Here is a 4574-nt window from a genome sequence, read left to right on the forward strand (position 1 = left end):
GCTGCTGGCCGGGCCGAGCCGCACCGGGGCCGGAACTGGACGGACCGAACCGAGCCCGCCGCAGGTCCGACCGCGCCGGGATCGCGCCTGCCCCCGCTGACATGGGGCAGCCCAGTCAACCCCAGGGCCCTTGCCCCCCGCGGCGGGAATTTCGGCTAATCAAGTCGGCCCCCTTGGGAAAGTCGCCCTATAATGCAGCATGCCTACGACCGCTCCCGCCGACCAGCCCTACCTGCGCGAAGGCGGCGCCATGGGCGCCTTGATCAGTGCCTTCGACTGGTCGGCGACGCCGCTGGGCGCCTTGGCCTCGTGGCCGCAGTCGCTGAAAACGGCCGTGAGCCTGGTCCTGCGCGCGCGCCAGCCGATGTTCATTGGCTGGGGCGCGGACTACATTTCGCTCTACAACGACGGCTACATCGCCATCCTGGGCGACAAGCATCCGCGCGCGCTCGGCCAGTCGATGGCCGACGTCTGGAGCGACATCTGGGCCGAGTTGCAGCCGCTGAACGAGGCCGTCATGCGCGGCGAGTCGCTGTCGTTCGAGAACCAGCCGTTCCAGCTGACCGGGCGCGAGACTCCGGGGCCGCACTATTTCACGTTCACCTACACGCCGCTGCTCGATGACGCCGGGGAGGTCGCGGGCATCTTTTGCGCCGCCATCGAAACCACCGCCACGGTGCGGCTGGCGCAGGAGGCGCAGGTCGCCCAGGCGGCCCAGCAGGCGCTGGCGGTGAGCGAGGAACGCCTGCGGCTGGCCGTGGACGCGGCCGAGATCGCGTTCTGGGACGTGAATGTGCTCGACGGCAACCTGATCTGGCAACCCCGGCTGCGCACCATGTTCGGCATCACGACGGATGAAGCACTGTCGATGGATGACTTCTTCGCGGGCCTGCACCCGGACGACCGCGCGGCGGTGGCACAGGCGTTCGACGCGGCCTGCGACCCGCAGCGGCGCGAGCTCTACAACATTGAGTACCGCACCATTGGCCGCGACGACGGCCAGGTGCGCTGGGTCGCGGCCAAGGGGCGCGGGCTGTTCGATGCGACCGGCCGCTGCGTGCGCGCCAACGGCACGGCGATGGACATCACCAGCCGCAAGACCGTCGAACTGGCGCTGGAGGTCGCCCTGGAAGCCAGCCGTACCGGCACCTTCCACTGGGACATCCACGGCAACCAGCTCACCTGGGATGGTGCGCTCGACCGCCTGTTCGGCCTGCGGCCGGGCCAGGCGGTGCGCAGCCTGGACCAGTTCATCGCCCTGGTGCATCCGGACGACCGGGCCGAGGTGATCCGCCGCTGCGAACGCTGCCGCGATGCCGGCGACGATTTCGAGATGGAGTTCCGGGTCATTTATCCGGACGGTTCGATCCACTGGCTGTACGACCGTGGCCGCACCTTCCTCGATCCGTCCGGGCAGGCCAAGACGATGACCGGCGCCTGTGTCGACATCACCGAATTTGTGCGCGTGCGCGAAGCGCTCAAGCTGGCGGACCGCCAGAAGGACGACTTCCTGGCCACGCTCGCGCACGAGCTGCGCAATCCGCTCGCGCCGCTGCGCACCGGGCTGCATCTGCTGCAAAGCTTCCATTCCGCCGCGGCGGGGGAGGCGGCCCAGGTGCTGGGAATCATGCAGCGCCAGCTCGATCACATGGTGCACCTGGTCGACGATCTGCTCGACATTGCCCGCATCCGGCAGGGCAAGATCCTGCTGCGCCAGGAGCCGGTGTCCCTGCAGGCCATGCTCGATCAGGCAATGGAAGGCGTGCAGACGCTGCTGGACGCGCAGGCCCTGCAGGTCGTGCGGCCCAGCGTGGACCCGGCGCTGCGGGTGCTGGGCGATCCGACCCGGCTGGTGCAGGTGGTGGGGAATTTGCTCAACAACGCCGCGAAGTACACGCCGCGCGGCGGCACGGTCACGCTGCGTGCTGGCGCGGCGAGTGACGCGGGCATGCTGTGCATCGAGGTGCAGGACACCGGTATCGGCATCCCGCCCGACATGCTCGAACACGTATTCGATCGCTTCGCCCAGGTGCCGCAGCATGTGGACCGCGCCCAGGGCGGGCTGGGTATCGGACTGAGTGTCGTCAAAGGTCTGGTCGAGATGCACGGTGGCCGCGTCACCGCTGAGAGCGCGGGGTCGGGCACGGGCAGCCTGTTCCGTATCTGGCTGCCGCGTGTGGAAGCGCCTGTCCCTGCCGCGGTTGCGCCACCGGCGCCGGCGGCCGGTGCAGGCCGGCATCGGGTCCTGGTGGTAGACGACAACCGGGACGCCGCCGAGACCTTCGCCATGCTGCTGGATCTGAATGGACACGAGGTGCTGGTCGCTCACGACGGTCCGTCTGCCGTCGAGATGGCGGCGTTACATGCCCCGGCGGTGGTGTTCCTCGATATCGGGATGCCGGGCATGAATGGCTACGAGACGGCGGCGCGGCTACGGGCGCTGCCGGGCGCGCAGGGCTGCACGCTGGTGGCGTTGACCGGCTGGGGCAGCCAATCCGATCAAGCGCGCAGCCGTGCCGCCGGTTTCGATATGCACCTCACCAAGCCAGTCGACCTGGCGAAAGTCGAGCGCCTGCTGTCGGAAGCGGTCAGGCACGAAGCATCCGCTTCGGCGCACTAATCAGGACAGCAGCATTCCCCCATCCTTGGCATCACCGAACAGGTCGTCGTTGTCGTCGCCCGAGAGGCCGTAGTGGCGCTGGATGTCGAGCTGCCAGCTGGGGTCGGCCATGTCGGGCCAGTGGTCGGTGTCGAAACCGGGAGCGTTTTCAAAGCGCTCCTTGGGCACGTCCATCACGAACCCTTTTTTCACCGTGTCCAGCCGCAGCGATTCCCACGGCACGGCGAACAGCTTTTCGCCCAGGCTCAGCACGCCGCCGCGCGACATCACCGCGTAGGCGATGGTGCCGGTGCGCATGTCGAGCATGATCTCCTTGATTTCTCCGAGGTGCTCGCCCTGGAGGTTGTGGACGTGGTCGCCAATCAGGGTATCAGCGCCCATCAGCTCGGGGCCCGGGCCCTTGCGGCCGTGGTTCGCGTACATGCCGTAGGTGTCGCGTTGTTCGTAAGACATACAACCTCCTGATCTCGAAGCCTGCATGCTAAAGAGCGGGGCGGCAGCCAGTCTGTTCGCTGACTCACGCGGCCGGGTCAGCCGCCGGGCTTACTCGGCGGCTACCTCGCGCAGCACGCCATTGGCGCGGATCAGGCTGTCGTCGGCATCGCCGGTGTGCGTGCCGGGGCCGTCCGCCATGCCGCCCACCAGCCAGCGGGCACCCCACGGGGCCACGCTGCGCAACTGATTGTGCCGCGCGCCGCCCGCGAAGGCAAGACGGCGCTGGAACTGGCCCTCCGCGCCCAGCAAGGCCAGCAGTGGCGCGGCGCCTTCCGAGATGCTGGCGCCGGCCGGGTTCTGCCAGTAGCCGGCGACGCCCGCCGCCAGCAGCCGCCCGTCGGGCAGGCGGGCGAGGTCGAAGATGTGGTCGCCGGAGCCTGTGTCGATGGTGGCCAGGGGCGCGACCGAACGCGTGCTGGGCCGGACGCGGGCCACGTAGCCGTCCCAGCCGGTACCGTCGTCCTTGACGGTGGTGAGGATGCGGCCCGCGACGGCGACCTCATCGTCACCGAGCCAGCGGACGGTGGACAGTTGGGACTTCTTGACTGGGTCCACCAGGGTCGCCGTCTGGCGCTGGCCGTCGGCGGCGAGCACCGTCACCAGGCTGCCTGAGAACGTCTCCGGCATAGGCTCGTGGAAGTGAGCGGCATGGTCGATCGACAGTTCGGTGCGGTTCAGCGGCACGGCCACGGCGACGCGGCCGCTGGCATCGACGTCCATGAACACCTGCCAGTTGTGCTGGAGGTCGCCAAAGGGGTCGTAGCTGCCGCCGGTGAGCCAGACGTTGCCGATGGTGGTGCCAGGTTCGACGACGGTGCGCCAGCGCTGGGCGAGCGCGGCGGCGGCTTGCGCAGGCTGGCTCAAGCGGTAGGCGATGACGGCGTTGCGCCCGGTGCGCAGCACCAGCACGATGTCGTCACCGACGGCGGCGAGGCGGGCGGTGTCGCGGGTGGCGTAGGGGTGCATTGCCGCCGGGTCGCGCAGTTGCAGCGGGTCGCCGTAGTAAGGATCGGTCAGCGCGGCCGGGTCGGCCAAGGTGTCGGTGCGCAGGACCGTGCCTTGGGCGTCCAGCCGGACCAGGCGGATGTCGCGCTCGCCGACGAGGACGGCGGTGACCTGGCCGGACGCGTGCAGGGCGGCGTCGATCAGGGACCAGCCGGATGGCGGCAGGTATTCCGCGCCGCCGGACAAAAGGAGCTTGCGGTCGGGCGCAGTGGCGCGGGTGTCGATCATGCGCTGCGGCTTTTCGGCGAGGGCGATCCAGCTGCCAGTGCTCGCGCTGCTGGCGCTGGCGGTGCTTCCACTCGGGCGCGTGCGGACTTTGATGACGGCATACGAGGTGACGGACCGGTCGATGAGCTGGGCTTGCTGACCGCCGTTGCCGCTGTCATGGCCCTGGCCGCCGCCGCCCGTGCCACCACCGCCCGCGCCGCCGCCTCCGCCGCAGCCCGCCAGCGAC

The 4574-nt window shown here is 69.4% G+C and carries 3 protein-coding genes; 1 reads left to right on the forward strand and 2 read right to left on the reverse strand.

Annotated elements, in window-relative coordinates; translation table 11 throughout:
- The first annotated feature begins 199 nt into the window (after positions 1-199).
- Positions 200-2620 carry a PAS domain-containing protein gene (locus E4L96_RS15180; RefSeq protein WP_135208067.1) on the forward strand — a complete coding sequence of 807 codons (2421 nt, stop codon included), beginning with the start codon at positions 200-202 and terminating at the stop codon, positions 2618-2620.
- Here the strand turns inward: E4L96_RS15180 and E4L96_RS15185 are convergent, their stop codons facing one another.
- Positions 2621-3073, reverse strand: a complete 453-nt coding sequence (locus E4L96_RS15185; protein WP_135208068.1) for a PRC-barrel domain-containing protein — start codon at positions 3071-3073, stop codon at positions 2621-2623.
- A 90-nt stretch (positions 3074-3163) separates the two neighbouring features.
- Positions 3164-4574: hypothetical protein (locus E4L96_RS15190; RefSeq protein ID WP_181017621.1), on the reverse strand; the 1411-nt coding region annotated here is incomplete at its 5' end.

Origin of the sequence: Zemynaea arenosa (assembly GCF_004614185.1) — a bacterium.
Classification (GTDB): Bacteria; Pseudomonadota; Gammaproteobacteria; order Burkholderiales; family Burkholderiaceae_D; genus Telluria; species Telluria arenosa.

Excerpts from the sequence above, each read along its gene's own strand:
- E4L96_RS15180 (WP_135208067.1), top strand. The coding sequence starts at position 200 with ATGCCTACGACCGCTCCCGCCGACCAGCCCTACCTGCGCGAAGGCGGC.
- E4L96_RS15185 (WP_135208068.1), bottom strand. The coding sequence starts at position 3,073 with ATGTCTTACGAACAACGCGACACCTACGGCATGTACGCGAACCACGGC.